At 70.0% G+C, this 25657-nt stretch carries 22 protein-coding genes; 15 read left to right on the forward strand and 7 right to left on the reverse strand.

Translation table 11 applies throughout. From position 1 onward, the window contains the following. Positions 1 to 67: 67 nt before the first annotated feature. Positions 68 to 949, forward strand: a complete 882-nt coding sequence (sigJ, locus tag LQ757_RS12585) for an RNA polymerase sigma factor SigJ (RefSeq protein WP_231047594.1) — start codon at positions 68 to 70, stop codon at positions 947 to 949. Between the two features lie 39 nt (positions 950 to 988). Here the strand turns inward: sigJ and LQ757_RS12590 are convergent, their stop codons facing one another. Both LQ757_RS12590 and LQ757_RS12595 read right to left on the reverse strand, forming a co-directional pair. After that, positions 989 to 1303 carry an ArsR/SmtB family transcription factor gene (locus LQ757_RS12590; protein ID WP_231047595.1) on the reverse strand — a complete coding sequence of 105 codons (315 nt, stop codon included), beginning with the start codon at positions 1301 to 1303 and terminating at the stop codon, positions 989 to 991. Next, positions 1300 to 1770 (reverse strand): SRPBCC domain-containing protein, encoded by a 471-nt coding sequence (locus LQ757_RS12595; protein WP_231047596.1) that lies wholly within the window; start codon positions 1768 to 1770, stop codon positions 1300 to 1302. Before LQ757_RS12595 ends, LQ757_RS12590 begins: the two co-directional genes overlap by 4 nt. Before the next feature lie 146 nt (positions 1771 to 1916). On the opposite strand from LQ757_RS12595, the gene solA reads away from it, so the two are divergent. The 3 genes from solA to LQ757_RS12610 all read left to right on the forward strand — a co-directional run bounded on the left by solA (position 1917) and on the right by LQ757_RS12610 (position 4895). Beyond that, positions 1917 to 3101, forward strand: a complete 1185-nt coding sequence (gene solA / locus LQ757_RS12600) for an N-methyl-L-tryptophan oxidase (RefSeq protein WP_231047597.1) — start codon at positions 1917 to 1919, stop codon at positions 3099 to 3101. 99 nt (positions 3102 to 3200) lie between these two features. Continuing rightward, positions 3201 to 4427: an FAD-dependent oxidoreductase gene (locus LQ757_RS12605; RefSeq protein ID WP_231047598.1), complete on the forward strand. Its 1227-nt coding sequence runs from the start codon at positions 3201 to 3203 to the stop codon at positions 4425 to 4427. Positions 4428 to 4511: 84 nt separating this feature from the next. Then, positions 4512 to 4895 (forward strand): YciI family protein, encoded by a 384-nt coding sequence (locus LQ757_RS12610; protein ID WP_231047599.1) that lies wholly within the window; start codon positions 4512 to 4514, stop codon positions 4893 to 4895. Positions 4896 to 4961: 66 nt separating this feature from the next. Here LQ757_RS12610 and LQ757_RS12615 read toward each other — a convergent pair whose 3' ends face one another. Continuing rightward, positions 4962 to 6110: a M14 family zinc carboxypeptidase gene (locus LQ757_RS12615; RefSeq protein ID WP_231047600.1), complete on the reverse strand. Its 1149-nt coding sequence runs from the start codon at positions 6108 to 6110 to the stop codon at positions 4962 to 4964. A gap of 215 nt (positions 6111 to 6325) precedes the next feature. Between LQ757_RS12615 and LQ757_RS12620 the strand changes: the two genes are divergently transcribed. From LQ757_RS12620 to ectB, 9 genes are all read left to right on the forward strand, one after another. Beyond that, entirely contained in the window at positions 6326 to 6826 is a 501-nt protein-coding gene (locus LQ757_RS12620) for an ASCH domain-containing protein (RefSeq protein ID WP_231047601.1), read from the forward strand. 110 nt (positions 6827 to 6936) lie between these two features. Next, positions 6937 to 10059: a hypothetical protein gene (locus tag LQ757_RS12625; protein WP_231047602.1), complete on the forward strand. Its 3123-nt coding sequence runs from the start codon at positions 6937 to 6939 to the stop codon at positions 10057 to 10059. Positions 10060 to 10222: 163 nt separating this feature from the next. After that, entirely contained in the window at positions 10223 to 12511 is a 2289-nt protein-coding gene (locus LQ757_RS12630; protein ID WP_231047603.1) for a carbon starvation CstA family protein, read from the forward strand. Further along, positions 12511 to 12792 (forward strand): YbdD/YjiX family protein, encoded by a 282-nt coding sequence (locus LQ757_RS19180; RefSeq protein WP_255681369.1) that lies wholly within the window; start codon positions 12511 to 12513, stop codon positions 12790 to 12792. Before LQ757_RS12630 ends, LQ757_RS19180 begins: the two co-directional genes overlap by 1 nt. 22 nt (positions 12793 to 12814) lie before the next feature. Further along, a complete protein-coding gene (locus LQ757_RS12640; RefSeq protein WP_231047604.1) occupies positions 12815 to 14065 on the forward strand; it encodes a sensor histidine kinase in 1251 nt (416 codons plus the stop codon). Continuing rightward, on the forward strand, positions 14062 to 14838 hold the full coding sequence (locus tag LQ757_RS12645; protein ID WP_231047605.1) for a LytR/AlgR family response regulator transcription factor: 777 nt from the start codon (positions 14062 to 14064) through the stop codon (positions 14836 to 14838). Before LQ757_RS12640 ends, LQ757_RS12645 begins: the two co-directional genes overlap by 4 nt. After that, complete coding sequence (locus LQ757_RS12650; RefSeq protein ID WP_231047606.1) at positions 14835 to 15215, forward strand: heavy metal transporter; 381 nt, start codon at positions 14835 to 14837, stop codon at positions 15213 to 15215. Before LQ757_RS12645 ends, LQ757_RS12650 begins: the two co-directional genes overlap by 4 nt. Continuing rightward, complete coding sequence (locus LQ757_RS12655) at positions 15212 to 16687, forward strand: sodium/solute symporter (RefSeq protein WP_231047607.1); 1476 nt, start codon at positions 15212 to 15214, stop codon at positions 16685 to 16687. Before LQ757_RS12650 ends, LQ757_RS12655 begins: the two co-directional genes overlap by 4 nt. A gap of 98 nt (positions 16688 to 16785) precedes the next feature. Next, positions 16786 to 18060, forward strand: coding sequence for a diaminobutyrate--2-oxoglutarate transaminase (gene ectB / locus LQ757_RS12660; protein ID WP_231047608.1), 1275 nt, complete (start codon positions 16786 to 16788; stop codon positions 18058 to 18060). A 12-nt stretch (positions 18061 to 18072) separates the two neighbouring features. Here the strand turns inward: ectB and LQ757_RS12665 are convergent, their stop codons facing one another. The 4 genes from LQ757_RS12665 to LQ757_RS19420 all read right to left on the reverse strand — a co-directional run bounded on the left by LQ757_RS12665 (position 18073) and on the right by LQ757_RS19420 (position 23484). After that, complete coding sequence (locus LQ757_RS12665) at positions 18073 to 18462, reverse strand: nuclear transport factor 2 family protein (protein WP_231047609.1); 390 nt, start codon at positions 18460 to 18462, stop codon at positions 18073 to 18075. Between the two features lie 125 nt (positions 18463 to 18587). After that, entirely contained in the window at positions 18588 to 19265 is a 678-nt protein-coding gene (locus LQ757_RS12670; RefSeq protein ID WP_231047610.1) for a response regulator transcription factor, read from the reverse strand. Next, complete coding sequence (locus LQ757_RS19415) at positions 19258 to 21333, reverse strand: GAF domain-containing sensor histidine kinase (protein ID WP_231047611.1); 2076 nt, start codon at positions 21331 to 21333, stop codon at positions 19258 to 19260. Before LQ757_RS19415 ends, LQ757_RS12670 begins: the two co-directional genes overlap by 8 nt. Before the next feature lie 78 nt (positions 21334 to 21411). Next, positions 21412 to 23484: a sensor histidine kinase gene (locus LQ757_RS19420; protein ID WP_231047612.1), complete on the reverse strand. Its 2073-nt coding sequence runs from the start codon at positions 23482 to 23484 to the stop codon at positions 21412 to 21414. A 198-nt stretch (positions 23485 to 23682) separates the two neighbouring features. Here LQ757_RS19420 and LQ757_RS12685 point away from each other — a divergent pair, with 198 nt between their 5' ends. Both LQ757_RS12685 and LQ757_RS12690 read left to right on the forward strand, forming a co-directional pair. Further along, positions 23683 to 24165 carry a hypothetical protein gene (locus LQ757_RS12685; RefSeq protein ID WP_231047613.1) on the forward strand — a complete coding sequence of 161 codons (483 nt, stop codon included), beginning with the start codon at positions 23683 to 23685 and terminating at the stop codon, positions 24163 to 24165. Further along, on the forward strand, positions 24149 to 25657 hold the full coding sequence (locus tag LQ757_RS12690; RefSeq protein WP_231047614.1) for a multicopper oxidase family protein: 1509 nt from the start codon (positions 24149 to 24151) through the stop codon (positions 25655 to 25657). Before LQ757_RS12685 ends, LQ757_RS12690 begins: the two co-directional genes overlap by 17 nt.

The following is a 25657-nucleotide window of genomic DNA, read 5'->3' on the forward strand; positions in this document are numbered from 1 at the left end:
GCGAGATGAGATCTGAGGGCGAACTGCCTTCACTTCACTGACACGCGGCGCTGCGAGAATGTGACGGATGACCCGACTCGAGGAGTTCACGACCGGATTCGAGGCGCACCGCGACCATCTTCGAGCGGTGGCGTACCGCATGCTCGGATCGCTCAGCGAGAGCGACGACGCCGTGCAGCAGACGTGGCTCCGAGCGAGCCGGGCGAACACCGACGACGTGCGCAACCTCGGCGGTTGGCTGACCACGGTCGTCGCCCGGGTGTGCCTGAACATGCTGCGCGCCCGGGCCGCTCGCCCCGAGACATCCCTCGCCGTGCACATGCCCGATCCCATCGTGAGCCCCGTCGAAGGCTCCGATCCCGCATACCAGGCCGAGCTCGCCGATTCGGTCGGACTCGCACTCCTCGTGGTGCTCGACCGACTCACGCCCGACGAGCGGCTCGCGTTCGTGCTTCACGACACCTTCTCGGTGCCGTTCGACGAGATCGCATCGATCCTCTCGTCCACGCCGGCGGCAGCACGCCAGCTCGCAAGCCGCGCCAGGCGCGCCGTGAAGCAGGCGCCCGCGCCCGATCGGGATCCGGCGCGCCAGCACGAGGTCGTCGACGCGTTCTTCGCCGCCTCTCGAGACGGCGACTTCGAGGCACTCGTCGCCCTGCTGAATCCCGACGTCGTGCTCCGGTCCGACGGCGGGCCCGGGCGTCCCGACGTCTCGGCGGTGCTGCGCGGTGCACAGCAGGTCGCCGGCAACGCCACCGCCTACGCCGTGTACGCGCCGTCGGCTCGGCGCGCGCTCGTCAACGGCATGCCGGGCGCCCTCATCGGCACCCGTCAAGATCCGGTGGCGGTCCTGGCGTTCACGGTGAACGACGGAATGATCGTCGCGATCGACGTGCTCGCCGACCCCGACCGCCTGCGCGCCCTGGCCCGTTCGACCTGGATCGACTGACAGGACTGGCGGTGCCGGCGGGTGGGTGCCGTCGACCGCTCAGAGCCCCTCGGCGATCTCCTTGATCGCGGCGAGGCGGCGGTCCCACTCGGCACCGATGGCGTCGAGCCGATGCGCGGTGTCGCTCAGCTGCGAGCCGATGACCCGATAGCGCACCTCCCGCCCGACACGGATCGGCTCGACGAGACCGACGTCCTGCAGCACAGCGAGGTGTTTCGCGATCGCCTGGCGGGTCACCGGCAGGCGCCCGGCGAGGGCAGACGCCGACGCGTCGCCCTCGCCGAGTGCCGCCAGGATGCTCCACCTGGTCTCGTCCCCGAGTGCGGCGAACACCGGCACCAGCGTCGTCGTCACGCGTCGCCCTCGAGCAGGGCGACGAGCTTGTCGAGCTCGGAGACCCAACCTTCGCCGTGGCTCGCCATGTTGGCTGCCGGGTCGGACGTACGGTCGAAGCCGGTCTCGACGACGGTGAGCTCGGTGCCGTCGGCCACCGGCTCGAGCGTGAAGGTGAACACGGTCGCGTGGTCGTCGAGCTCCTCGGGCAGCACGCCGCTCGCGTCGTCGTTGCCCCAGCGGTACGACACGCTGCGCGGGGCTTCCAGTGCCTCGACGCGGATCGGGACCGAGCCGTAGTCGGGGAACGTGATCGTGCCCTTTGCGCCGACGCCCGCGCGGTCGAGCACGGTGCGCCCGAACCATCGCGAGATGTGCTCGGGTTCGGTGACGGCGACCCATACCTTCTCGATGGGGGCGGCGATGCGGATGGTTCGCCGAACGCTGAACGTTCCTTCGTCGATGACGGATGCCTCGTTGTCGGTCATGCTCACAATGATCAGTCCTTTCATGTTTGTCTGCAACTTCATGGTTGCATGTTGTACGGACACACGCAACCCTTTGGTTGCACACCAATCGACGCAATGTGTCCGTGTCGAATGACATGAGGCGCGAAGCGCATGAAGATCGAGGGATGGAATCCGAACAGCTCACGTCCCGATTCGATGCAGAAGTCGCCTTCGATGCAGACGTCGCCGTGATCGGCCTCGGTGCCGTCGGCTCGAGCGCCGCCTGGCGACTGGCGACCCGCGGGCTCGACGTGCTCGGCTTCGAGCAGTTCGAGCCCGGGCACGCACTCGGCGGCTCGACCGGCGCCACCCGGCTGTTCCGCGTGGCGTGCCTCGAGCACCCCGGGCTCACGCCCATCGCCCGTCGTGCGCGTGATCTCTGGCGTGAACTCGAGGCATCGAGCGGTCAGGCGCTCTTCTACGAGACGGGCGGCATCATGATCGGTCCGCCCGAGTCGCGCATCATCGAGGGCACGTTGCGCGCCGCCGACGCTCACGGCCTGCCGGTCGAGCGACTCGACGCCGACGAGGTCGCCCGGCGCTTCCCGGCGCACGCGCTGCACAACCCGGGCGACGTGGGCGTGTGGGACCCCGAGGCGGGCATCGTACGCCCCGAGGCCGCGATCGTCGCAGCGGTCGATGCCGCGCGCGCCGTCGGCGCCCGCATCCGCACCGGCACACGCGTGACGGCCATCGAACCCGACGACTCCGGCGTCACCGTGCGCACGGTCGACGCCGAGTATCGCGTGCGGCAGGTCGCCGTGACATCCGGCCCGTGGATCAGCCGCCTGGTGCCCGACCTGCCGCTCACGCCGCACCGCGTGGTGATGACCTGGTTCCGCGCACGCGCGGGCCACGACGCGAACCTCGACGTCCTGCCCGTGTTCATTCGCAGCGTGCCCGGGCGTGACACCTGGATCTGGGGCCATGGCGCGTTGCCCGGCGCCGACGGATTCGACGCGAAGGTCGGGCCCGAGTTCGACGGCCCGTTCACGCCCGACGACCCCGACGCGATCGATCGCGAGATCCATCCGGGCGAGACCGACGAGATCAGCGAACTCGTCGCGGCGACGTTCCCCAGCCTCGACGCCGACCCATCGGGCGTGACGACCTGCATCATGACGCACACGCGCGACGGCCAGTTCGTCGTCGGACCGACCGCGCACCCGCGCGTCGTCGTCGGCGGCGGGTGCTCCGGCCACTCGTTCAAGCACGCCTCGGCACTCGGCGAGCTCGTTGCGCAGTCGGTCGCGGGCGAGCAACCGTTCACGGATGCCTCGTTCCTCGACCCGCGGCGGTTCGCGCAGTAGTCTGGCGGCGGCACGCACCGAGGGGGATGCCGTGCCGCGCGGAACTCGGGCCTCTGGCACCGCCGCGTTCCGCGCCTCTCTCGTGTGAGGAGCGCTTCGATGCCTCTCGAAACAACGACGCCACGGCGCCGCGTGCACATCATCGGCGGAGGTCCTGTGGGCCTCATGCTGACCGCGTTGCTCCAGACGATGGGCGACTACTCCATCCACCTCTATGAGAAACGCACCGACTACACGCGCACGCGGATGGTCAAGCTCGACACGTACCTGGTCGCCGACTCGGTCGAGAGCTACTGCATCGACTACATCGACGAGGAGAACGTCCAAGCCGTCTTCGATCGCACCGACCTCGAGGAGGGCGTCGCGTCGAGGCAGACGATCGCGCCCGACCTGAGGGCGCTGCTGCTCGAATGGACGCTCGGATTCTGCCCGCTCAACACCATCGAACGGGCGCTGAGCGACCTGATCGACCGGCGCGGAACGCACTCGGTCGAGCGGATCACCGGGGTGGTCAGCGCAGAAGACGCCCTCACGATGGCGGGACCGGACGACATCCTGATCGATTGCACGGGAAGCAGGTCGCTGCTCCGGGACCACATCTCGCCCGCTTTCGGCGGCGAGGGCGGCCAAGCCAATGTCTTCAAGGTTCGACTCGAATATGCACTCGTGATCACGTTCCTCTACAGCCAGACGTACGCGTGCAACGAGTCCTGCAAGTACTACAAGAACGCCGAGAACCACACCTACAAGTTCATCCCCGCCGTGCACCGGACCTTCTACGACCAAGGCGTCAGCCACGTGACCGGCATCGTGAACATCACCGAAGACGAGTTCAACTCGATGCCGACTCGCGTCGACAGCGGCTGGATGCGTGAGAACTTCCACGGCGTCACCGCGTCGATGGACCGGTTCATCGACCAGATCAAGGGCGAGACGGGCGGGGAGATCATCGGCGAGCTCGAGATCGTCCGTATCCCCCTCGACCTCTACCACGCCCGCAACGTCTCCAGCCGCAAGTGGCACGCCCTCGGATCGGCCGCCGACCACCCGTTCGTGAACTCGCAGGCATTCCTCGCCGGTGACTCCGCGATCGGCTCGCCCTACTTCCAGTCCATCTCGCTGGGGTTCGAGTGCGCGATGTTCCTCGCGGGGCTCATCGGACAGCAGGACCTGGAGCTGCGGGAGAAGTTCGACCGGTACGAGAACTTCATGTACAAGCAGTGGCTGCGCGTCTACATGCGCAGCAAGATGATCAAGCACAACAAGGACCTGTTCGAGACCCTGGACGACACGCTCGCGTTGCTGCAGAAACTGCACATCTACTGACCAACGAGGAGGTTCCCTGATGGCCGAGCTCTCACCCATCCAGCCGTGCCTGCGGTTCGCCGAGCTCGAGAACGCCTGACGGTCATGCCGCGCAACCCCGACATCCCCGACGCGTTCGACGTCTACACGGTCGTCGTGCTGCGGCGGCCGAGCGATGCCCCGCAGATGTCCGACGATCAGCTCGATGCGCTCCAGGCACGCCACCTCGCCTACCGCGCCGAACTCGGGCGCAAAGGACTGATCGTCGTGAACGGGCCGTTCGACGAGCAGAGCGACCCGACGTATCGCGGCATGTCGATCTTCGCCTGCGACCCGGCCGAGGCCGCACGCCTGTCGGACGCTGACCCCTCGGTCGTGGCTGGGCGGCTCGCCTTCGACGTGATGGAGTGGTGGGTCCGCGCCGACTCGCTCGGCTTCCCGCTCTCCGACCGCACGGTCGGCGACCGCCGTTCGATGCCCGACGAGTGAATTCGGCGGCAGGATCCCGGCATCGCCGGAGACCCTGCCGCCGACCTGTTCAGCAGCGAGTGCGCGTCAGAACGAAGCGGGGATCACGCCGTCGTCGGTCTGGTAGCCCGTGACGGGGACGTGGGGGATCTCGTCCCAGCGATCCGCGTCCTCCTGCTGCACCTCTCCGGTGGCCATGCCCAGCAGCAGCTCCTGCATCGCGAGCACGTTCTGTCGGATCGACTTGCCGCGAGCCTTCTGGCCGAGGCTGCCGTCGCTCGAGTTTCCGCTCGTCTCGAAGAAGATGGCGGGGTTGCTGTGGCCCTCGGGGTTGAGGCCCTTGTAGTCGAAGCCGAGCATCATCGCCGAGACGACACCGCCCTTGATGTCGATCTCGAGGCTTCCGCCCACCTGGTAGCGATCCATGTTGATGTTGCCGTACTTCGCGAGCTCGTCGAAGACGTGCACGTGCATCTGTCGCGTGAGCACGTCATAGGCGCCGCCCTCGATCGACGGCAGGGTCGGCCCGCCGGGCGCGAGCGAGATGCCGAGCGAGAGCGTCACCTCGTCGCCGGTGCCGGCCTGCCGCTTGAGACCCTGGTGGTGGATGTCGATGGCGAACACCGGGTCGACCATCGTCCAGTACTCGTAGAACGCCTCGGACTCCGATGCGACGAACTTGCCCGCGCCCCAGTCGCGGTTCAGGTCGATCCGGGTGCCCGAGCCGTCCTGCAGGATCGTCTGGCGGATGTTGCCCTCGGACCCATCGGGGTTGTACATCGGCACGACGTGGAACGTGTACGTCTCGCGCAGCAGCTGCCAGTCGTGCGAGCCGTTCGTGCCGAGTTCCTTCAGCACGGCCAGCAACGACTCGGTGCCGTACGGCTCATTGCCGTGGATGCGACCCTGGAGCCACACCGCCTCGGGCCCGTCGCCGACGGTGGCGACGTAGAGGTCGCGACCCTGCTCGGACGTGTTGACCTCGGTGCCGACCTCGGCGAGCGTCGTGACGTCGAGGCCGTAGTTCGAGGTGCGCTCGAGTCGATCGAGCTCGGCGACCAGGTCGTCGTAGGTGACGATGCTGGCGATGTTGGTGTTGCCGTTGGGAGAGGGGAAGTTCGCGTCGGCGAGCGCGGGTGCACTCGCGGTGAGCGGGACGGCCACCGCGAATGCGGCTGCCGCGGCGAGGACGGTGGTGCGACGACGGTGATGCAGTGGGTTACGGCCAAAGCTCATCAGATACTCCTCATCGAGTGGGACATGCCGCCGGAGACGACACGAGTCCCCGGGATCCGCGTGGAAGACGCTTTCCCCGAGGGCTTGCTCGGAGCCTATGGATCCGGCTTCGCACTCGTCAAGGGCCGCTCGTCCGCACCTCGGGCGCGAGCCGCGCCGATCGTCCAGCCGTCACGGCCTTCGGCTCGCCATGGGCTCGCTGCCAGACTGAGGTCATGCAGAACGCTCCCATCGACCAGGCCGCTGCGATCGAGTTGTGGGAGGAGTACCGCGCCGCGCGACCGGATCGCGCCACCGACCCCGAGCCGCCGCCGGCAGAGGTCTTCGGCGACCATCCCGAGCTCACCGATGAGCTGCTGGGCCTCGTGCTCGACGGCACCAAGCGAGCCACCGCCGCACTCGTGGTCGAATTCGCTCTCGATGGCCAGCCCCTTCCACGCATCGGCGGTCATTGGATCGCCTGCGACTCGACCGGTCGTCCGAGGGTCATCCTCCGCGACACCGAACTGCGCATCGGCGCGTTCGCCAGCGTCGACGCGGCGTTCGCATTCGACGAGGGCGAGGACGACCGCTCGCTCGAGTCGCGGCGCGAGAACCACAGCCGGTACTGGCGGCGGGTGGGAGCCCAGCTCGGGTTCGAGTGGACGGAGCAGCACGAGATCGTCTTCGAGCGTTTCGAGGTCGCCTGGCCGGAACCCGCCGGCGAGGGTGCCTAGGCGGAGTCACGCCCCGGTGACCCTCGTTCGGGGGCATTCCGCGAGCATTCCTCCGGACTAGCATCTGGTCAGGCCTGCGCTGCTGCAGCCGACTCCTGCGGGGAGGGGTCATGATCAGCATTCTCGCCATGATGCGCGCGGGTCTGATGCGCGCCCAGAAGCTCACTCGAACGGCGCCCGAGATCCTCGAGATCCGGGTGCACGGCGTACAGAACACGCCGCCGGCCGAGATGCTCGAGATCGAGCCCGAGAACGTGCGGCGAGGTATCGGCGACGAACTGGGATCCTTCTGGTATCGGGCCGACAACAAACCCGAGGGCCGGATCCACTCGATCGAGGCCTTCTCGTGGGGCGCCCAGGCGCGTACCGGGGGAGGCAGCGCGCTCGCGGCGACGGGCCGTGCGATCGTGCATGTGGGATGGTTCCTCCTGCTCCCCTACGCTCTGGCGAATCTCGCCTACTGGACCCGGCGCATCGGCGAGCAGAAGACCGCGGGCTCCAAGAGCTGGGACGGCGCGCCCGGCGCTGCGACCGTGCGCATCTTCGGCCTCCTGCTCACGCTCATCGCGGTCGCGGCGTTCTCCTCGGTGGCGATCGACCTCGTCGCGATTCAGTGTTTCAGAGACGGCACCAAGGTGTGCGCGGCGCTCCCCGAGGTGTTCGACGGTCTTCGAGTACTCGACCGCGACAGTCGGGCCGCACTGCTCGGCATCGTGCCGATCGCCACGGTACTGGTGCTCTACGCCATCGGGCGCAGCGGACGCGTGCATTTCGAGGAACGCCTCAAGACCTTCGGCGAGGGGCTGGGCAGCGAGGGGCAGGGCAGCGAGGGGCAGGGCGACACCGAGGTCGAGGAAGGTCGGCCGTTGCTGGCGACGCGCGGCTTCTGGGCCGTCTCACGCGTCGGCCAGACGACGGAATGGCTGCATGTCGCGGCATCCGTGACGTTGGTGCTCATACTGCTGGCGCTCGATTCGGCGTACGCCGACGACGTCAACGGATGTTTCCGCGAGGCGACATCGACGATCACCTGGGACTGCATCGTCGAGGGCTGGAATCACCAGCTGGCCGCGTGGTTCGCCATCGGCGGGCTCATCCTCATGATCGCGATCGTGCTCCTGATCGTGCTCGCCTCGCACACGCCCATCGAGACGAACCGGCTCGGGAAGTGGTTCGTCGGGAAGTCCCACGCGAGGTCTCGCAAGCGCGGAGAGGTCGAGACCTCGTCCGGCGAGCTCCGTACCGTGTGGAAGCGCGGCGCCGCGATGGTCTGCCTCGTGCTGGCGATCGCGGGATACGTCGCGTGGGCCATTCTCGCGTTCACTCCGACGACGTCGAGCGAGAAGGATGGGCCTGGATTCATGGGCCTCATCGTCACGCCGATCGTGCTCGTCGTGCTCGCGATCTTCCTCGCGCTTGCCGGCATCGGATGGCGGGCCCTCCGCAACCAGATGGCGTGGCGCTGGGTGAGCGGCATCCTGCTCTCGCTCGGCGCGGCGGCACTGCTGTTCAGCCACGTCGAACTCCCCCTCGTCGTCGATCTCCTCCGCGACCTCGGTGTCCCCGAGGAGAATGTCCAGTGGCTGTTCGTCGCGGCAGCGGTGGCCTTCATCGGGCTCCATCTGCTGGTCGCCTGGGCGACGTCTGGCAACAACAGCAACGAGGCGTGGCGCGGCCAGGGACCGGCCGTGGCGATGATCCTCGCGCTGTTCACATCGATGGCGCTCTCGAGCCTGCTCGTGCTCGGTGCCGCGTCGTGGCTGGGCCGACCTGTCGACGCTGCTCCCGAGAGCGAGATCTTCCGCACGCCCGGCGCACCCCTGCCCGACGAGATCTGGAACACGCCCGACGCCTACGAGCGATTCGCGGTGGTGCTCACCGTCATCGCCGTGCTGATGATCGTGCTGATCATCGTCGCGGTCGCCGCGAACCTGACGAGGTTCATCGTGTTCTCGCTTCCGAACCTCATGCCGGACGACGATTACACCGACCCCGCCGGGGTCGGCGGCATCCTGACGCCCGAGGTGAAGTATCCGTCTCGCCTGGCGTACCCCCAGGGACAGCTGCGGCGCCGCGCAGTCGTGCGACGGAGTTCGCACATGCTGCACCGGGGCGAGCCGCTGTTCGGCTGGCTGGCCGTGGTCGCAGGCGTCGGATTCCTGAGCCTCGCCTCCACGACGGTCTTCACCGAGGCGAAGTTGTTCGTCTCGGGGATCGGTCGCGCGATGAAGGTCGATACCCTGACCACCGACATCCGCCTGGCCTCGACCGCCGTGCTCGTCGCCGTCGCCCTGGCCGCCGTGGCCGCCGTCGCCACACAGGCGACCACGAGCGGCGACCGCCCGCTGGGCGTGTTCTGGGACGTCGTCGCGTTCTTCCCCCGAGCAGGGCATCCGTTCGCGCCACCGTGCTTCGGCGAGCGCGTGGTGCCCGAGCTCTCCGCCCGCACGACGGCGTGGATGAACGGCGGCGGCCCCACGAAGCCCCGAGCAGTCATCTTCACCGCGCACTCGATGGGCTCCACGATCTGTGCGGCGACCCTGTTCGCCCTGCGTGGCGAGAAGATCGCGACGGGGCCGCTGAAGGACGGGGAGATCACGAGTCACATCGCGCTGCTCTCCTATGGCACGCAACTGCGCGCGTACTTCAGTCGATTCTTCCCCTCGGTGTTCGGGCCAGGGGTGCTGGGCGTTCCCGGCGTCCGCGCCCCATCGCTCTGGTACGGCGATCCGTGGCGCCGCCAGGTGCGCGATGAGTTCCGTCCCGAAGACGACTCCCGCAGGAAGTGGGAAGAGCACTGGAAGCAGAAGGAAGAGACGAGACGGCAGAAGGAGCAGGAGCGAAGGAAGCGGCGGGAGGAGAGGAGCACGAAAGGTCCGTTGGACCGGGAAGATGATCAGCAGGGGGCCGCCGGCGACGCCCTGACCCTCACCGCCATCCTCGGTGCCATGAGCACCGAGGGCGCCGCCGGCGCCGCGAGCGCCAGGCCCGCCACGGACTCCAAGCCCGCCGCGGTACCCCGGTGGCGCAGCCTCTGGCGTCGCACCGACTACCTCGGCTTCCCGGTCTACGGGTACCGCGGCGACGGCAACCCGATCGACGAAGGGGCGACCGAGTCCGCGCCGAAGACCTATCTGTGGCGCATCGCCACCCACAGCGACTACCTGGGCACCGAGCAGTTCCTCCGCGCTCGCGACGAGCTCGTCGACGAGCTGCGACGCAGTCGCGACTGACGACCGCCCTCCGCTGGGACATCCGCTCGTTCGCCGTTCGTCGCACGAATCGCCCGTTCGTCGCGCCGATCGGCCGTCGATCGATCCCGCCGGTTCTCGACGGCCGGCTCATCTCTAGGGTGATCGGGACCAACGCAACGCGGCGACCCCCAGGAGGAGCACAATGACGTCGCAACCCCCACAGCCGATACTCGACGCCGAACGCGGCGCCGCTCTCGAACCCGACTCGAGCCTGCCGCCCACCGCGGTCCCCGAGGCCGATCGCGCGCGCGAGCGCCGCTGGACCCTCCCGAAGATCCTGATCTGGACCGCGATCGCGCTGCTCGGCGGCATCGCGTGGGTGATGCTCGCGCTCGTGCGCGGCGAGACCGTCAACGCGATCTGGTTCGTGTTCGCCGCGGTCTGCAGCTACCTCATCGGATACCGCTTCTACTCGAAGGTCATCCAGCGATACATCACGCGCCCCGACGACCGACGCGCGACGCCGGCCGAGGTCAAGGCCGACGGCAAGGACTTCGTGCCGACCGACCGCCGAGTGCTGTTCGGCCACCACTTCGCCGCGATCGCCGGCGCCGGCCCGCTCGTCGGCCCGGTGCTCGCCGCACAGATGGGCTACCTGCCCGGCACGGTCTGGATCATCGTCGGCGTCATCCTCGCGGGCGCGGTGCAGGACTATCTCGTGCTCTTCTTCTCGATGCGCCGGGGCGGCCGCACCATCGGCCAGATGGCCCGCGACGAGCTCGGGAAGATCGGCGGCACCGCCGCGATCATCGCCTCGCTGCTGATCATGCTGATCATCGTCGCGATCCTCGCCCTCGTGGTCGTCAACGCGCTCGGCGAGAGCCCGTGGGGCGTGTTCAGCGTGGCGATGACCATTCCGATCGCCCTCTTCATGGGCGTGTACCTGCGCTACCTGCGCCCGGGACGCATCACCGAGGTGTCGATCATCGGGTTCGTGCTGCTCATGGCCGCGATCATCGCGGGCGGATGGGTCGCCGAGACGCCGTGGGGCGCCGAGATGTTCACGCTCGACCGCACCGCCATCGCGTGGGGCATCATCATCTACGGCTTCATCGCCGCGGTGCTCCCGGTGTGGCTGCTGCTCGCTCCGCGCGACTACCTGTCCACGTTCATGAAGATCGGCGTCATCGTGATGCTCGCCGGTGCGATCGTGCTCGTGCGGCCCGAGATCGCCGTGCCCGCGTTCAGCGAGTTCGCCGGCGGCGAGCTCGGCCCGGTCTTCTCGGGTTCGCTGTTCCCGTTCCTGTTCGTCACGATCGCGTGCGGCGCGCTGTCCGGTTTCCACGCGCTGATCGCGTCCGGCACGACGCCGAAGCTCATCGAGAAGGAGCGCCAGACCCGTTTCATCGGCTACGGCGGCATGCTCATGGAGTCGTTCGTCGCGATCATGGCTCTCGTTGCGGCCCTCTCGCTCGACCGCGGCATCTACTTCGCCATGAACGCCTCGGCCGCCGCGACCGGCGGCACGGTCGAGGGTGCGGTCGCGTTCGTGAACTCACTCGGGCTCGCCGGGGTGAACCTCACGCCCGACGTGCTCACGTCGACCGCCGCGGCGGTCGGCGAGGAGTCGATCGTCTCCCGCACGGGCGGCGCGCCGACCCTCGCACTCGGCCTCGCGAACATCATGCAGCAGGCGTTCGGCGGCGCGGCGATGGCCGGCTTCTGGTACCACTTCGCGATCATGTTCGAAGCCCTGTTCATCCTGACCGCGGTCGACGCCGGCACGCGTGTCGCGCGCTTCATGCTTCAGGACTCGATCGGCAACGTGCTCCCGAGGTTCAAGGACACCGCGTGGCGTCCCGGGGTATGGATCACGACCGCGATCATGGTCGCCGGATGGGGCTTCATCCTGATCCTCGGCGTCACCGATCCGCTCGGCGGCATCAACACGTTCTTCCCGCTGTTCGGCATCGCGAACCAGTTGCTCGCGGTCATCGCGCTCGCGGTCGTGCTCGCGATCGTCGCGAAGCGGGGACGGAGCTACGTCAAGTGGTTGTGGATCATCGCGGTGCCGCTCGCATTCGCCGCCGTGGTCACGATCACCGCGTCGATGTTCAAGATCTTCTCGCCGGTGCCCCAGGTGGGCTATTGGGCCAACCACTTCGCGTTCCGCAATGCCCTCGACGCCGGTGAGACGTCGTTCGGCACGGCGGGCAGCGTCGAGGCGATGGAGGCCGTCGTGCGCAACACGGCGGTGCAGGGCACCCTGTCGATCGTGTTCGTGACGCTCGCGATCATCGTGCTCATCACGTCGGTGCGGGCCTCGATCGTCGCGATCCGCAACGGCGGCGGCGAGAACACCGAGGACGTCCCCGTGGCATCCCGCCGGTTCGCCCCGGCCGGGCTGTTCGCTACGAAGGCCGAGAAGGCGCTCGAGCAGGAGTGGGCCGCTCTTCCCGCCGGCGAGCGCCCGGAGTCGGTGCGCCACTGATGACCGCCACCAACGCGGGCCGCCCCGCCCGGACTCCGGTCCGGGCGGGCGCGGCCCCGTCGTTCGGGCCCGGTGCGCGCGCCTCACTCGGCGTCATTCGCCGCGTCATCGGCGCCGTCGGATGGTACGTGCAGGACCTCATGGGCGACACCGCGTACCGCCGCTACCTCGAACATCACCGCGCGCACCACGGCCCGGAGCATCCGCCGCTCACCGAACGCCAGTTCTGGCGCGCGAGAATGGACGATCAGGACCGCAACCCGGGGGCCCGCTGCTGCTGACGCCCCCGCACGAGGAGGGCGCATGATCGGCGACGCGTGGTTGTCCGTCCTCGCCGGGGTCGGGATCGGCATCGTCCTCACCCTGGTCCTCCAGGTCGTCTGGCGGCTCGCGCGCGGTTCGCGCGATCTCGGCAGTGACGCCGAGCGGGCGACCTTCCGCACGCTCTCACTGGCCTCGCGCGCGGCGGTGCACCTGCGCGGTGGGCTCGATTCCGGCGACCCGCAGCGGGCCGCCCGTGCGCTGCGCTCGCTGCTCGGCAGTGACGCGATCGCGATCGCGGACCTCAGCGGCATCCGTTCGGTCGAGGGCAGGTCGGACGTGACGGATGCCGCGTGGCAGGTGGCGTCGAGCGTGATCGCGACCGGCCGGCGGCAGGTGTTCGGCACGACGCGCGTGGATTCGGCCGACCCGGTCGACGGGATGGACGAGTTCGACGGGTCGGCGGCCGGGACGGTCGGCGCGCCGCTCGCGGCGGTCGGGGCGCCGATCGTCGTGAACGGTCGGCTCGTCGGGGTGATCGTCGCGTTCGCCGATCGCGTGCGGCCGCCGCTCGTGCGGGCGACCGCAGAGGTCGCGCACTGGTGCGGCCGCCAGTTCGAGCTCGGCGAGCTCGAGACATCCCGCACCGCCCTCGCCGAAGCGGAACTGCGGGCACTGCGAGCCCAGATCAGCCCGCATTTCATCTACAACGCCCTCGGCGCCATCGCGTCGTACATCAGCACCGACCCCGAGCGCGCCAAGGACCTCGTGCTCGACTTCGCGGATTTCGCCCGGTACTCGTTCCGGCGCGAGGGCGAGTTCTCGACCCTCGCCGAGGAGCTGCGGAGCGTGCACGCCTACGTCGAACTCGAGCAGGCGCGGTTCGAGGAACGCCTCGCGGTGACCCTGCGGATCGAACCCGAGACGCTCGCCACCGTCATCCCGTTCCTCAGCGTGCAGCCGCTCGTCGAGAACGCGGTGCGGCACGGGCTCGAGCCGCGCGAAGAGGGTGGCACGATCGTCATCGCGGCGCACGACGACGGCACGCACACGGAGATCACCGTGGAGGACGACGGCGTCGGGATGCCGCCCGCCGAGCTCCGCACGCTGCTCACCGCCGGCGTGCGCACCGATCACGTCGGCCTGCGGAACGTCGACTCCCGGCTGCGACGCATCTACGGAGACGACCACGCGCTCGTCGTCGAGACGAACCCGGATGCCGGCACCCTCGTGCGCATGCGCATCCCCAAGTCCCAGCCGTTCCACGAGACCGAGAGGCCCACCGGCGGATGACCACCGTCCCAGATGCCGGTCCCGGCCGCGACGGCGCGGCCGGAACCATCGATGTCCTCATCGCCGACGACGAACGACCCGTGCTCGACGAACTGGAGCTGCTGCTCCGACGCGATCCGCGTGTCCGGCGCATCCTGCGTGCGTCGTCGGGATCGGAGGCCGTTCGCCTGCTCGCCGAGCACTCCGTGGACGCGGCATTCCTCGACATCCACATGCCCGGTCTCTCGGGGTTCGACCTGGCGGCCGCGATGTCGCGGTTCACCCGGCCGCCCGAGATCGTCTTCGTCACGGCAGACGAGGCGGGTGCGGTCGAGGCGTTCGACTTCGCGGCCGTCGACTTCATCCTCAAGCCCATCCGCCGTGAGCGGCTCGAGCGCGCCGTCGGGCGGATCCTCGCCGGACGCGAGTCGGCCGGTGAGCCTGCGGGCGTGCCCGACGAGCACATCCCCGTGAAGGTCGGCGACGTGATGCGCGTCGTGCACCGGCGCGACGTGCGGTGGGTTCAGTCGCACGGCGACTACGCGAGGCTGCACACCGAGACCGACAGCCACCTGATCCGCGAATCGATCTCGGATCTCGAGGAACGGTGGGCTGCGGCCGGCTTCATCCGCGTGCACCGATCGTTCCTCGTCGACCGCAACGCGATCACGACCGCCCGACTGAGCGGCGCCCACCCGGCGGTCACCGTCGCCGGCGAGGAGATCCCGGTCAGCCGCCGATCGGTCGGCGCGGTGCGCGACGCGATCCTGCACGCCCGAGAGGAGCCGCGGTGAACGAGCAGAACCGGCCCGCACGCGAACGCGTGACCTCGGTCGACGGCGCCGGCCGCGCCGCCGCCCGACGGCCGCCGGTGCGCACGGGACCCACGCCGGTCGGCGAGGCGGACACGATGTTCACCCGGAGCCTCATGCGCGCGCAGGCCCGGCTGGCCTTCGCGACCGTGCTCTCGTTCGTGGTCGTCGTGGCATGCGCCATCGTGGTCATCACCGCGGTGCCCGCGCTCGACGACGTCGTGTTCGCCGGCGTTCCGCTGCCGTGGCTGATCCAAGCCTACGGCTTCTACCCGATCATCCTCGTGCACGCGGTCGCGTACGCCCTGCTGGCGAGGCGTGCCGAGCGCCGGTTCAACGCACTGGTGGAGCACGAATGAACGCAGTCCTCACCGGCGTCGCCGTCGCGCTCGTGCTCCTGGTCACCGCCGTCATCGGCGTCTACGGCCTGCGCATCTCGCGGACGACGAGCGACTTCTTCGTGGCCTCCCGCACCGTGCGCCCGCTCTGGAACGCGTCGGCGATCAGCGGAGAGTACCTCTCGGCCGGCACCTTCCTCGGCCTCTCGGGGCTGGTGCTGCTCTCGGGCTCGGACGCGTTCTGGTTTCCCATCGGCTACGCCGCGGGCTACCTGCTCGTGCTCGTCTTCGTCGCCGCGCCGCTGCGCAGGAGCGGCGCCTACACGATCCCCGACTTCGTGCACGCGCGCCTCGACTCCCTCACCGCCCGCCGCATCACGAGCGTGCTCGTGCTCGTCATCGGGTGGTTGTACGTCGTGCCGCAGCTGCACGGCGCCGCGCTCGCGGTCAACGTCGTCGCCGACATCCCGCCCTGGATCGGGGCGATCGGCGTCGCGATCGTCGTCGGCGGATCGGTCGCGGCCGGCGGCATGCGCTCGATCACGTTCGTGCAGGCGTTCCTCTTCTGGCTGAAGCTCGGCGCGCTCGCGGTGCCCGTCGTGTTCTTCGCGATCACGTTCGGGGGGCGCGAGACTGCCATCGACCCGGCGCTGGTGTTCCCCCACGAGAGCGGCCCGGGCGGCATCGACCTGTACGCGACCGCATCGCTGCTGATCGCGCTGTTGTGCGGCACGATCGGCCTTCCCCACGTGCTCGTTCGGTTCTACACGAGTCCGACGGGGGCGTCGGCGCGCTGGACCACCGTCATCGTCATCGGCCTGATCAGCGTGTTCTACATGGTGTCCGGCACGATCGGCCTCATCGCGAGGGCCGTCGCGCCCGACCTCGCGCAGCCGGGTGTGGCCGACACCGTCGCGTTGCTGCTTCCATCGCGCGTGTTCCCGGGGGTCGTCGGCGACCTGATCACGGCGCTCGTGATCGCGGGAGCGCTCGCGGCGTTCCTCGGCACGTCCTCCGGGCTCGTCGTGTCGATGTCGAGCGTCGTCAGCCAGGACCTGTTCCGCGGAACCGTGCGGTCGTTCCGCTGGGCGGCGGTGTTCTGCACGGCCGTACCGCTCCTCGTCGCGCTCGCGACCGTGCCGCAGGGACTCGTGAGCTCGGTCGGCAACGTCTTCGTGTTCGCAGCGTCCTCGCTCACGTCGGTCATCGTGCTCGGGATCTGGTGGCCACGCCTCACCGCACGCGGCGCGATCGCGTCGATGCTCGTCGGAGCGTCGCTCAGCGGCGCGGCGCTCGCCGCCTCGACCCTGCTCGGTCCGCGTGCCGATGCCGGTGCGACGCTGCTGGCCCAGCCCGGAGCTTGGACGATCCCCGCGGCGGCGCTCACCGCGATCGTCGTCTCGATGCTCGACCGGCGCGCGCCGCAGAACACCGAGCGCATCCTCGGGCGGCTGCACCGCCCCGAACTGCCGCCGGCCGGCCCTCAGGGGTGACGCAGGGATCGGCCCGACACCCCCTGCGCACCGACCGCCCAGCCAGAGGTTCTAGGCTCGGAGGATCCCCGCCATCCCCGAGAAGGAGCCCGCACGCCATGAGCGACGCCGCCACCCTTGACGTCTTCGACCGCCGCGAATCAGAGGTTCGCGGGTACATCCGCGCCTTCCCGACGGTCTTCGACCGAGCGAGCGGCTCGACCCTCGTCGACGCCGACGGCAACGAGTACCTCGACTTCTTCGCCGGCGCGGGGGTGCTCAACTACGGGCACAACAACCCCGTCTTCACGCGAGCGCTCGTCGAGTACCTCGAGCGCGACGGCATCATCCACGGGCTCGACATGGCCACGTCGGCCAAGCGGGCGTTCATCGAGGCGTTCGAGCAGTACGTGCTCGCCCCGCGCGGGCTCGACCACAAGCTGCAGTTCACGGGACCGACGGGTGCGAACGCCGTAGAGGCGGCACTGAAGGTCGCGCGTCAGGCCACGGGCCGCTCGAACGTGATCGCGTTCACGAACGCGTTCCACGGTCTCAGCCTCGGCGCGCTCGCCGCGACCGGGAACAGCACGTATCGGGATGCCGCGGGCGTCGCGCTCGGCGACATCACGCGCCTGCCCTACGACGGCTATCTCGGGCCTGACGTCGACACGCTCGACCTGCTCGAGAAGATGCTCGACGACCCAGGATCGGGGCTCGACCTGCCCGCGGCGGTCATCGTCGAGGCGGTGCAGGGCGAGGGCGGCATCAACGTCGCGAGCGTGCCGTGGCTTGCCCGGCTTCGCGAGATCACCGCGGCACGGGGCATCCTGCTGATCCTCGACGAGATCCAGGCGGGCGTCGGCCGCACCGGCACCTTCTTCGCCTTCGAGGACTCCGGCATCGTGCCCGACATCATCACCGTGTCGAAGTCGATCTCGGGATCGGGGCTGCCGATGTCGCTCGTGCTGCTGCGTCCCGACGTCGACGTGTGGAAGCCCGGCGCCCACACCGGCACGTTCCGCGGAAACAACCTCGCATTCGTGTCGGCGCGCGTCGCCCTCGAGACCTACTGGGCCGACTCGGCCTTCACCGACGGCGTCGCCGCCAAGTCGGCGCTGCTGCGCGCCGAACTCGACCGCATCGCCGCCGACCACCCCGACCTCGGGCTCGCCCCGCGCGGCCGCGGCCTCATGTACGGGATCGCCTGCGACGGCGACCGCACCCTCGCCGGCCGCATCTCGGCCGAGGCGTTCCGGCGCGGGCTGATCATCGAGACATCCGGCGCCTTCGACGAGGTGTTGAAGTTCCTGCCGGCGCTCACGATCACCGGCGACGAACTCACCCGTGGCCTCGCGATCGTGCGCGAGAGCCTCGACGCGGTGCTCGCCGGCTGACCCGCCGCGGCCTCAGCCCGGGAGCTCGACGGTGTACGAGACGATCTCGGTGATGCGCCCGTTGTCGAAGTCGTAGACGTCGCACGACGCGACGATCGACACGTCTCCATCGGCGTCGGTGTACCTGGCGAGGCTGTCGACCGCGACGCTGTCCTCGCCCACGACCGTGCGCTGGCGCTGGAACTCGGTCGTCACACCGGCGAGGTCTTTGGCGGTGCGTTCGCAGGCCTTCTTCACGGCCTTGAGCCCGATCAGCGGGTCGGAGCCGACGAGGGTCCACACGACGTCGTCGGCGAGGTGCGGCAGGGCGACCTCGAAGCGGTGGCTCGAGAACGCGCACGCGATCTTCTCGGTCATGCGGTCGGTGGTGAGCTCGGTCGTGAGTTCGGTCGTGGGGTTCATGAGACCTGCCCTCTCGCGCGGCATCCCGCGCCGTTGCGGTTGACGTATGCGATCAGCGTGCTCCGGACTCGCGCGGGCGTCAAGCCTCGACCGCTCCGGAGCGGTCGCCCGAGCCTCGCCCGCCGTCAGGCCGCGTCGTTCTGCAGGAATGCGAGCACCGCCGCCACGCGCCGGTGCACGCCCGTCTCGGGCAGCCGCAGCTTCGTGAAGATCGCGTTGACGTGCTTCTCGACGGTCGACGAGGAGAGGAAGAGCGACTGCTCGATGCCCGCGTTCGTCTTGCCCTGCGCCATCTCGCGCAGCACCTCGAGCTCGCGCGGCGACAGCGCCGCGAGCGGGCTCGTCGCACCCGCGCTGCGACGACGCACGAGCGTGTCGACGATCTGGGGGTCGATGACCGACCCGCCCGCGCACACCTCGCGCAGCGCGTGCACGAGGTCCTCCAGGTCGCCGATGCGGTCCTTCAGCAGGTACCCGAGACCGGCCGAGCCGTCGGCGAAGAGGGCGAGCGCGTAGCTCTCGTCGGCGTGCTGCGAGAGCACCACGACACCCGTTTCCGGGTGGGTGGCACGGATGTCGCGGGCCGCGTCGATGCCCTCCATGTGGTGGCCCGGGGGCATGCGGATGTCGGTGAGCACCGCCTGGGGTGTGAGGCGCCGCACCGCGTCGCGCAGCTCGGTGGCGTTGCCGGTCGAGGCGACCACGTCGATCTCGCCGGAGTCCTCGAGCAGGCGGCGCAGGCCTTCGCGCACGAGGTAGTTGTCCTCGGCGATCACGACGCGCAGCGTGCCCGACTCATCCAACGCGGTCCGCCTCGCGCTCGGCGGCGACGGCCCCGGGTCGATCCACGGGGAGGTCGACGAGCACCGTCGTGCCCGTCGGCTGGGCCGCCGACACGGTGACGGTGCCGCGAAGCGCGGCCACCCGATCGCGGATGTTCGCGAGGCCGCCGGTCGCCACCGCGGCCGGTTCGAGGGCACCGATGCCGCGCCCGTCGTCGGTGATCCCGATGCGCAGGTGGCCGTTGCTGCGCGCGAGCGCCACCGACGCATGGGTCGCGTGCGCGTGCTTCGCGGTGTTCGCGAGCGCCTCGCGCACGACGTAGTACGCGGTCGTCTCGACCTCGTCGGGGAATCGCTCGCCGCGCACTCCCGCGTCGGCCTCGACGGTGAGCGGGATCGGGTAGCGGGCGACCCCCGACTCGACGGCGGCGACGAGCCCGTTGTCGCTCAGCACCGGCGGATGGATGCCCTGGGCGAGCTCGCGCAGGTCGGTGAGGGTCTCGCGGGCCTGGTCCTGCAGCTCGGCGAGCACGTCGGGCGTGAGCTCGCCGCGCTGCAGCCGATTCCGCGCGAGGCGCAGCCCGGCGATCTGCGCCACCACGTTCTGCTGGATGCCGTCGTGCAGGTCGCGTTCGAGGCGCTTGCGCTCGTCGTCCTGCGCGGCGACGAGCCGCTCGCGCGACGCGCTCAGCTCGTCGAGTTGCTCGGCGAGCTGCGCGGTGAGGCGCACGTTCGCAACGGATGCCGCGGCCTGGCCGGCGACCGTGCGCAGCAGCATCCGCTCGGCCTCGGTGTAGTCGCCGTGGAACCGCGGCCCCACCTCGATGCGACCCAGCGTCTCTTCGCCGCGCACGAGGTCGGCCGACAGCAACGGCTCCCCCGCTGCGTCGCCCGCAACCCCGACCGGCGACGAGTCGAGCACGCCATCCGTCGCGGCGAGCCGGATCCGCACCCAGGACGCGTCGAGGCCGTCCCGGACGGCGGATGCGAGCTGCATGAGCAGGTCGCGCGGCTCGCCCGCCTCCTCGAGTCGCACCCCGAGCTCGGAGAGCATGTCGAACTGCCGCTCACGGTCGCCGAAGAGCGCGCGATGGAGCCGCCGCTGCAACCACGAGCGCACCGGGAGCAGCGCGAGGGCGATCAGCGTCGTCATGAGCACAGCGGGGACGACGCGGATCCGATCGGACAGCAGCACGGCGGGCATGGCGACCGCGACACCGTAGAAGAGCGTGATGAGCAGGTTCGACGAGCGTGCGACGTTCCGCCCGCGGTCGCCCGGGGCGATGTCGAACGCCCCGTACCGCAGGATGCCATGGATCGCCGCGACCGGAAGGGCGATGAGCGTGGCGTACACGAAGAGCTCGACGATCAGGTAACCCGGCAGGAACACCCACAGCGCGAACGCGACCATGGCCGTGCCGACGGTCACCGCCATGACCCGCGTGCGGGTCCGCACCTCCGGTGCACCGAAGAGCGCTCGGGTGCCGAGCACCGTCAGTCCGAGGATGACGGCCGGCCACGCCTGGTAGACGAGGAGGTGCACGGCCGGCGCCGCCCACTCCAGCCAGGGCACGACGTACAGGTTCGGGATCCCGTCGCCGCTGATGCCGATATAGGGCGACATCACGACGTGCGGGGTCGTGAGCAGCGTCAGGGGACCGACGAGCATGGGCGTCCAGAGGAATGCCACGGCGATGCGCTGCCATCGCAGTTCAGGCACGCCGTCGGGGAACGTCGCGAACACGATGAGGAGCGCCGACGTCGCGGTGGCATCTGCCGTCAACCCGATCACGTTGAAGATCGGGAACCACGGCTCCGTCATGATCTCGATGTTGCGCTGCAGAAACGTCTCGTAGGCCGAGCCGACGAGCATCGCCGTTGCTGCGAGCGCGACGAGCACCGCGGTGCGCGATCGAGTCACGGTGAGCAGCCACATGCCAAGCACGAAGAACGGGAGCGCGCCGAGGAGCGGCCAGGCGAGTCCGTGGTCGGCGTCCGCCTCCACGAAGCCCCGCACGACGACGATGTACACCAGCGCGGCGACCCCGATCGGGCCGAGCGTTGCGATGCACACCCATCTTCGGTCCACGGTCCTATCGTCCTCCTGCTATGGCCGCCGCGGGAGAGGGCCATCCGTGTCCGCACGTGGGGGCTGTCCTCCATCGCCTCATGGGCTCAGCGGTCCCGCCTGCTCGGCCGCGACGAATCCCCGGACCGGCAGGTCGACGTCCACCGTCGTGCCGCTGCCCGAAGGGCCCGCGGAAGAGATCCGGACCGTGCCGCGCAGCACCGCGACGCGGTCGCGGATGTTCGCGAGCCCGCCGCTCGCCCTCGACACCGGGGAGACCGCACCCAGGCCGCACCCGTCGTCATGGATCGAGACGCGCAGCCGGCCGTCGGTCCGGGCCAGCGCGACGGTCGCCGTGCTGGCGTGCGCGTGCTTCGCCGTGTTGGCCAGGGCCTCCCGCACCACGTAGTAGGCGGTGGTCTCCACGTCGTCGCCGTACCGCTCGGCGCGGACCCGCGCGTCGGCGTCCACGATGAGCGGGATCGGGAACCGCGCCGCCCCGGACTCGATCGCGGCGACGAGCCCGTTGTCGCTCAGCACCGGCGGGTGGATGCCGTGCGCGAGCTCGCGCAGGTCCGTGAGGGTCTGACGGGCCTGCTCCTGCAGTTCGCTCAGCTCCGCCTCGTCGAGCTGGCCGCGCGCCAGCCGGTTGCGCGCCAGCCGGAGGCCGGCGATCTGCGCCACGATGTCCTGCTGGATGCCATCGTGCAGGTCGCGCTCAAGCCGGCGACGCTCGTCGTCCTGCGCCGCCACGAGGCGCTCGCGCGAGGCGGTCAGCTCGGCGAGCTGCTCGGCGAGCCGCGCCGTCAGACGCACGTTGGCGACGGATGCCGCGGCCTGACCGGCGACCGTGCGGAGCAGCGCGCGTTCGGCGTCGCTGTACTCGCCCCGGTGCCTGAGCCCCACCTCGATACGGCCGAGGACCTCGTCGGCGTGCACGAGGTCGGCCGCCTCGACCGGCTCGCCCACCACGTCGCCGGCGACACCCGCGGGCGACGTGGCGAGGGCGCCATCCGACGCCACGAGGCGGATGCGCACCCACGACGCGCCCAGTCCGTCCGCCACCGCGGCGGCCAGGTGCGTCAGGAGGTCGCTGGGCTCGCCCGCGCGCTCGAGCTCCGAGCCGAGCTCGCTGAGCATCGCGAGCTGGCGGTCGCGGTCGCCGAACACGACCCGGTGTATCCACCGCTGCAGCCACCCGCGCACCGGGAGCAGGGCGACGGCGACCAGTGCCGTGAGGAAGGCGATCCCGAGCGGCGTCATGACGTCGACGAGCAGCACGGCCGGTGCGACGACGGCGATGCCGTAGAGCACGGTGATGAGCACGGTGGAGGACCGCGTCACGAGGCGCGCCCGATCCTCGGCTGCGACGTCGAATGCGCCGTGACGGAGGATGCCGTGGATCGCCACGAGCGGGATCGCCGTGAGGACCACCAGCACCGCGGCGTTGAGCATCACGTTCTCGGGCAGGAACAGCGTGAGCGAGTAGCTCACGACGATCGCGAAGGCGAACCATGCCATCAGGCGCGTGCGGACGCGCACCTCGGGATCCCCGAAGAACGCCCGCGAGATCAGCACCGCGAGCGCGAGGAAGACCGCCGGCCAGAAGTAGACGATCCACTCCACGATCGGGTCCGCCCAGGCGAGAGCCGGCAGCGCGAACGGATTCGGGATGTCCTCGCCCTGCTCGGCGTGCACCTGCACCGTGAGGACGTGCGGCACGACCAGCAGCGAGAACGGGACGACGACCACGGGGACCCAGAACAACCCGACCGAGATTCGCTGCCACCTCCGCTCCGGGATGCCGGTGGGGAAGGTCGCGAACATACTGACGAACGCGGCGGACGCGACCGTGGAGGCCGTCAGCCCGACGATGTTGAAGACGGGGTACCACGGCTCCCGGATCACGTCGGCGTTCGTCAGCATGAACGTCTCGTATGCGGAGCCCACGGCCATCGCGGTCGCCGCCCACGCGAGGAACAGGGCCGAGCGAGCCGTGGAGGCCGTCAGCAGCCACATGGCGAACGCGAACACCGGCAGAATGCCGAGCAGAGGCCAGCCGAGGGCGGGATCCACGGTTCCTGCGAGGAATCCGCGCGCGATCACGACGTACAGCAGCGACGCCGCTCCGAGCGGCGCCAGGGCTGCGAGCCATCCCCACCTGCGGAGCACACTCCCATGGTCCTCCTCTCGCGCCGCCTTCGGGAGAGGGACATCCGTACCGACCCTTGGAGGCTGGCCTCCATCCGCGGTGCGGCACTCCGCCACGCGACATCCGGCCTGCCGTGTTCCGGCGCGCGCCGCCTTCGGCGAACGTTTCCACCAGCGGATGCCCCTCCGCGGCGCCGCACGAGACAGGGAGTGAAGCTCATGTGCAGGATCTACGCGGGCCTGGCCTGGATCATCGCCGCCGCGGTCGTCGTGCAGGCCGCCGCGATCGCGTTCGCATTCGGGGGCGTGCTCAACAACGTCGCCGAGGGCGGGGTCGTCGACAAGGCGCTCCTCGAGAGCGGCGGGGCCGGCGGCACCGGTGAGCTCGGCTTCTGGATCCACGGGATCGTCGGCGCCGGTGTCATCCCGCTGCTCGCCCTCAGCCTGCTCATCGTCTCGTTCTTCGCCCGCGCGAAGGGTGCGCGCCTCTGGGCCGCGATCACCCTCGGGCTGGTCGTGCTGCAGGTGACGCTCGGCTTCTCGATCACCGACATGCCGTTCCTGGGCCTCATCCACGGCGCGAACGCGTTCGCCGTCGTGGTGTCCGCGGTCGTGGCCGCGCTGCTCGCACGCCGCGCCCGTCGCGCCCGCGCGTCGCGCGCGACCGCCGAGGAGGCGACCGAAGATGCCGTCGCGGCGTGATCTCGTGCGGTGCGCCGTCGTCGGCGTCGCGGTCGCGACCGCGCTCGGCGCCGGCGCGCTGGCATGGAGCTCCACGCTGCTCGGCGAGTACTCGGTCATGGACATGGGAGGCGGCGGCCACGGGCACGCCGCGCACGACGAACCCGGGGCGACGGGCACCGGCGGGGCCGGGGCATCCGGAACCCTCACGGCGACCGGCGAGGTCAGCGTGACGTCGCTCGCCGCCGACCCCGACCGCCCCGCCGACGTGCGCGTCGAACTCGTGGCCCGGCAGCAGGTGATCGAGGTGCCCGGCGGGCACGCGGTCGACGGCTACACGTTGAACGGCACGTCGCCAGGCCCCGAGATCCGCGCACGGCAGGGCGATCTCGTCGAGGTCGAGTTCGTCAACGAGTCGGTCAGCGCCGGTGCCACCCTGCACTGGCACGGCATCGACGTGCCCAACGCCGCCGATGGGGTGGCGGGCATCACGCAGGACGCGGTGCCGGTCGGCGGCCGCCACGTCTACCGCTTCGAAGCTGCGGATGCAGGTACGTACTGGTACCACTCGCACCAGGTCTCGCACGAGCAGGTCAAGGGGGGCCTCCTCGGCGCGATCGTGATCGACTCCGCCGCGCCGCCCGCGGTCGTCGCCGACGTCGACGTCACGGCGCTGCTGCACGTGTACGGCGGGCAGCACACGCTCAACGGACGCGTCGAGGACCAGCACGTGGCGGCTTCGCCCGGCGAGACCGTTCGGGTCCGCGTCATCAACTCCGACCCGGGCACCGCCGCCGTCTGGTCGGCCGATACGATCCGGGTGCTCGCGACCGACGGGCACGAGGTGAACGCGCCGACCGCCGTCGAGGGGCAGCGGGTCCTCATCCCCGCCGGCGGGCGGGCGGATGTCGTGGTGCAGGCCCCGCCGAGCGGAGCCGTGCGCCTGCACGTGGGCGGAGCCCGCAGCATCGAGATCGGCGAGCCCGGGGCATCCACTCAGCCCGCCCGGCAGCCGTCGCGCACGCTCGACCTGCTCGCCTACGGCGACCCGGCGCCGCTCGGGTTCGAAGCGTCGTCACCCGACCGCTCGTACGACTACGTGGTCGCCCGTCGCTTCGGTATCATCGACGGCCGCCCGGGCAACTTCTGGACCATCAACGGCCGGCTCTTCCCCGATGTGCCGATGTTCCACGTGCGCGAGGGCGAGGTGGTCGCGATGCGCATCGTCAACGACTCGGGCGAGGTGCACCCCATGCACCTGCACGGCCACCACATCGCCGTGCTCTCCCGTGACGGCGTCGCGGCATCGGGAAGCCCCTGGATCGTCGACTCGCTCGACGTGCACCCCGGCGAGTCGTACGAGATCGCGTTCGTCGCCGACAACCCCGGCATCTGGAGCGACCACTGCCACACCCTCCCCCACGCCGTCGACGGACTCATCGCCCACGTCATGTACGAGGGCGTCACGACTCCGTTCACGATCAACGGCGACGCCGGCAACCAGCCCGAGTGA

This window comes from Agromyces cavernae (assembly GCF_021044935.1).
In the GTDB taxonomy this organism is placed as follows: Bacteria; Actinomycetota; Actinomycetes; order Actinomycetales; family Microbacteriaceae; genus Agromyces; species Agromyces cavernae.

What these genes read in the sequence shown, in the direction of transcription:
- sigJ (WP_231047594.1), top strand. Translation starts at nt 68, where the DNA reads ATGACCCGACTCGAGGAGTTCACGACCGGATTCGAGGCGCACCGCGAC.
- LQ757_RS12595 (WP_231047596.1), bottom strand. Translation starts at nt 1,770, where the DNA reads ATGACCGACAACGAGGCATCCGTCATCGACGAAGGAACGTTCAGCGTT.
- solA (WP_231047597.1), top strand. Translation starts at nt 1,917, where the DNA reads ATGGAATCCGAACAGCTCACGTCCCGATTCGATGCAGAAGTCGCCTTC.
- LQ757_RS12605 (WP_231047598.1), top strand. Translation starts at nt 3,201, where the DNA reads ATGCCTCTCGAAACAACGACGCCACGGCGCCGCGTGCACATCATCGGC.
- LQ757_RS12610 (WP_231047599.1), top strand. Translation starts at nt 4,512, where the DNA reads ATGCCGCGCAACCCCGACATCCCCGACGCGTTCGACGTCTACACGGTC.
- LQ757_RS12615 (WP_231047600.1), bottom strand. Translation starts at nt 6,110, where the DNA reads ATGAGCTTTGGCCGTAACCCACTGCATCACCGTCGTCGCACCACCGTC.
- LQ757_RS12620 (WP_231047601.1), top strand. Translation starts at nt 6,326, where the DNA reads ATGCAGAACGCTCCCATCGACCAGGCCGCTGCGATCGAGTTGTGGGAG.
- LQ757_RS12625 (WP_231047602.1), top strand. Translation starts at nt 6,937, where the DNA reads ATGATCAGCATTCTCGCCATGATGCGCGCGGGTCTGATGCGCGCCCAG.
- LQ757_RS12630 (WP_231047603.1), top strand. Translation starts at nt 10,223, where the DNA reads ATGACGTCGCAACCCCCACAGCCGATACTCGACGCCGAACGCGGCGCC.
- LQ757_RS19180 (WP_255681369.1), top strand. Translation starts at nt 12,511, where the DNA reads ATGACCGCCACCAACGCGGGCCGCCCCGCCCGGACTCCGGTCCGGGCG.
- LQ757_RS12640 (WP_231047604.1), top strand. Translation starts at nt 12,815, where the DNA reads ATGATCGGCGACGCGTGGTTGTCCGTCCTCGCCGGGGTCGGGATCGGC.
- LQ757_RS12645 (WP_231047605.1), top strand. Translation starts at nt 14,062, where the DNA reads ATGACCACCGTCCCAGATGCCGGTCCCGGCCGCGACGGCGCGGCCGGA.
- LQ757_RS12655 (WP_231047607.1), top strand. Translation starts at nt 15,212, where the DNA reads ATGAACGCAGTCCTCACCGGCGTCGCCGTCGCGCTCGTGCTCCTGGTC.
- ectB (WP_231047608.1), top strand. Translation starts at nt 16,786, where the DNA reads ATGAGCGACGCCGCCACCCTTGACGTCTTCGACCGCCGCGAATCAGAG.
- LQ757_RS12665 (WP_231047609.1), bottom strand. Translation starts at nt 18,462, where the DNA reads ATGAACCCCACGACCGAACTCACGACCGAGCTCACCACCGACCGCATG.
- LQ757_RS12685 (WP_231047613.1), top strand. Translation starts at nt 23,683, where the DNA reads ATGTGCAGGATCTACGCGGGCCTGGCCTGGATCATCGCCGCCGCGGTC.
- LQ757_RS12690 (WP_231047614.1), top strand. Translation starts at nt 24,149, where the DNA reads ATGCCGTCGCGGCGTGATCTCGTGCGGTGCGCCGTCGTCGGCGTCGCG.